The organism is Streptomyces pathocidini (assembly GCF_001418495.1).
In the GTDB taxonomy this organism is placed as follows: Bacteria; Actinomycetota; Actinomycetes; order Streptomycetales; family Streptomycetaceae; genus Streptomyces; species Streptomyces pathocidini.
In genome coordinates, this window is sequence record NZ_LIQY01000676.1 from 1 (window position 1) to 2,193 (window position 2,193).

The window sequence follows — 2,193 nt, forward strand, 5'->3', positions numbered from 1 at the left end:
TCGGCGCCGACCCGCTCGGCCGGCTGCGCGCCGCGGCGGACGTGGTCTGGCGCCGTCGGGCCGGCCGCCCGTGGGGCGGCCCGGCTCAGCCGGTCGTGCCGTGCCCGGCGGCCAGCCGCTCCACGGCGCTGCGCAGTTGGGTGCTGGAGGTGTGGACGGTGTAGGGGAAGTAGACGACCCCGACGCCGACCGTCTCGAAGTCGCGCTCCAGCCGGTCGCCCTTCGGCGTGCCCCGCCAGTCGTCGCCCTTGAAGATCACGTCGAATCTGACCTGCTTCCAGGTCTCCAGCTTGTCCGGCACGGTCTCGACGAACGCCGCGTCCACGAAGCGGATGGAGCGGACGATCTCCAGGCGCTCGATCAGCGGCACCATCGGCGCCCTGCCCTTCGCCAACTCCGCCACCTCGTCCGAGACGACCCCCGCGACCAGGTAGTCGCACTGGCTGCGGGCGTGTCTGAGGATGTTGAGGTGGCCGACGTGGAACAGGTCGTAGACGCCGGGCGCGTAACCCACGGTGTGCGGCATGCGGAAACAAACCCCCCAATCGCGGTGCGCTCCCCAGCACACCGGATCAACGACGATAGCCGCGAGCGGTGGCACCGGCAGGCGAACTCCACGAAAACCAGAATGGCCAGAGAAAACCGACATGGTGCGGCCCTGGCGGATAGGGTGCATCTGATCGACTCTGGGGGGAGGAGACACATGCCGGAGCATGGGGAATCCGGGCCGGGGGGCACGGGCTTACGGCGGCGCCTGCTGCTGGTGTCCACCAACTACGCGCCCGAACAGGCCGGAATAGGCCCCTACGCCACACAGACAGCCGAGTACCTGGCCGCCGACCCGCGGTGGGGAGAGGTGCATGTGCTGGCCGGAATGCCGCACTATCCGGCCTGGCGCACCGACCCCGCGTACGAGGGGAGGTGGCGGGTCGACGAGGTGGCGGGCGGCGTGACCGTCCACCGCCGCCGCCACACCGTGCCGGCGCGCCAGACTGCCGTACGCCGCGCCCTGTACGAGGGGTCGATCCTCGCCCACGGGCTGGCCGCCCCGCCCCGCGTGGGCAGGCCCGACGCGGTCCTGGCCCAACTGCCCAGCCTGGCGGGCGGGGTGATCGCGGCACGGATCGCCCGGCGCCACCGTGTCCCGTACGTGCCGGTGGTGCAGGACCTGATGGGGGCCGCGGCCGCGCAGAGCGGGATACGCGGCGGGGACCGGGCGGCGCGGGCCGCCGCCGCCGTGGAGGCGCGGGTGCTGCGGCGGGCCACGCTCGTCGGGGTCATCCACCCGAGCTTCGTGGACCGGGTCGCCGCGGCCGGGGTGGCGGCCGAGCGGATCCGGTTGGTCCCCAACTGGTCCCACGTGGCCCGGCCTACGCGGCCGCGGGCGGGTACGCGGGCCCGGCTGGGGTGGCCGCGGGGCCGGACCGTCGTCCTGCACTCCGGGAACATGGGCCTCAAGCAGGGCCTGGAGGTCCTGGTCGAGGCGGCGCGACGAGCGCCGGACGTGCACGTGGTGCTGATGGGCGACGGCAACCAGCGCGAGCGGCTGCGCGCGCTGGGGGCGGGCCTGCCGAACCTCGAACTCCTGCCGCCCGCGGAGGAGTCGGACTTCCCCGAGATCCTCGCGGCGGCCGACGTCCTGGCCGTGACCCAGCGGGCTGCCGTCCTCGACATGAGCATCCCCTCCAAGCTCACCTCGTACTTCGCCGCCGGACGGCCGGTCGTCGCCTCGGTGGCGGAGCTCGGCGGCACGGCGGAGGAGGTACGGCGCTCCGGCGCGGGCGTCCTGGTCCCGCCGGAGGACCCGGCGGCCCTCCTGGCCGCCATCCGCTGCCTGGCCGAAAACCCGGCGGCGGCGGACGCGTTGGGCGCGAGAGGACCCGAGTACGTGGACGCCCACCTCAGCCGCGAATCGGGCCTGGCCCGCGTGGCGGCGCTGCTGGAAGAGGCGATCGGCCTGCCGGTGGTTGCGGGGCGGGGGGTCCCGTGGCGTGCGTTCCCGTGGCCGTTCCCGTGGGGGCGCGGTCGGTTCGCGACCGCCGGGCTTCGCCGTGGTGACCGCGCGCCGTCGCGGCGGGAGGAGCCCGGGGGCTCCGTCCCCGGACCCCGGTCGGCGGGGGGCGAGACGGGTCCGGTCGGGGCCGGAGCGGGTTTGGGTGCGGCCGGGGCCGGGGCGCGTTCTGTCCCTTATAC

At 74.7% G+C, this 2,193-nt stretch carries 1 protein-coding gene and 1 pseudogene; one reads left to right on the forward strand and one right to left on the reverse strand.

Annotated features, from left to right (window positions below; translation table 11 throughout):
- Positions 1-85: 85 nt before the first annotated feature.
- Positions 86-526 (reverse strand): FAD synthase family protein, encoded by a 441-nt coding sequence (locus AOK16_RS24345; RefSeq protein WP_055474259.1) that lies wholly within the window; start codon positions 524-526, stop codon positions 86-88.
- 177 nt (positions 527-703) lie between these two features.
- On the opposite strand from AOK16_RS24345, the pseudogene AOK16_RS24350 reads away from it, so the two are divergent.
- Positions 704-1,963 (forward strand): annotated as a pseudogene (locus AOK16_RS24350) (glycosyltransferase family 4 protein); the annotation flags it as partial.
- Between the last annotated feature and the right edge of the window lie 230 nt (positions 1,964-2,193).

What these genes read in the sequence shown, in the direction of transcription:
- AOK16_RS24345 (WP_055474259.1), bottom strand. Translation starts at nt 526, where the DNA reads ATGCCGCACACCGTGGGTTACGCGCCCGGCGTCTACGACCTGTTCCAC.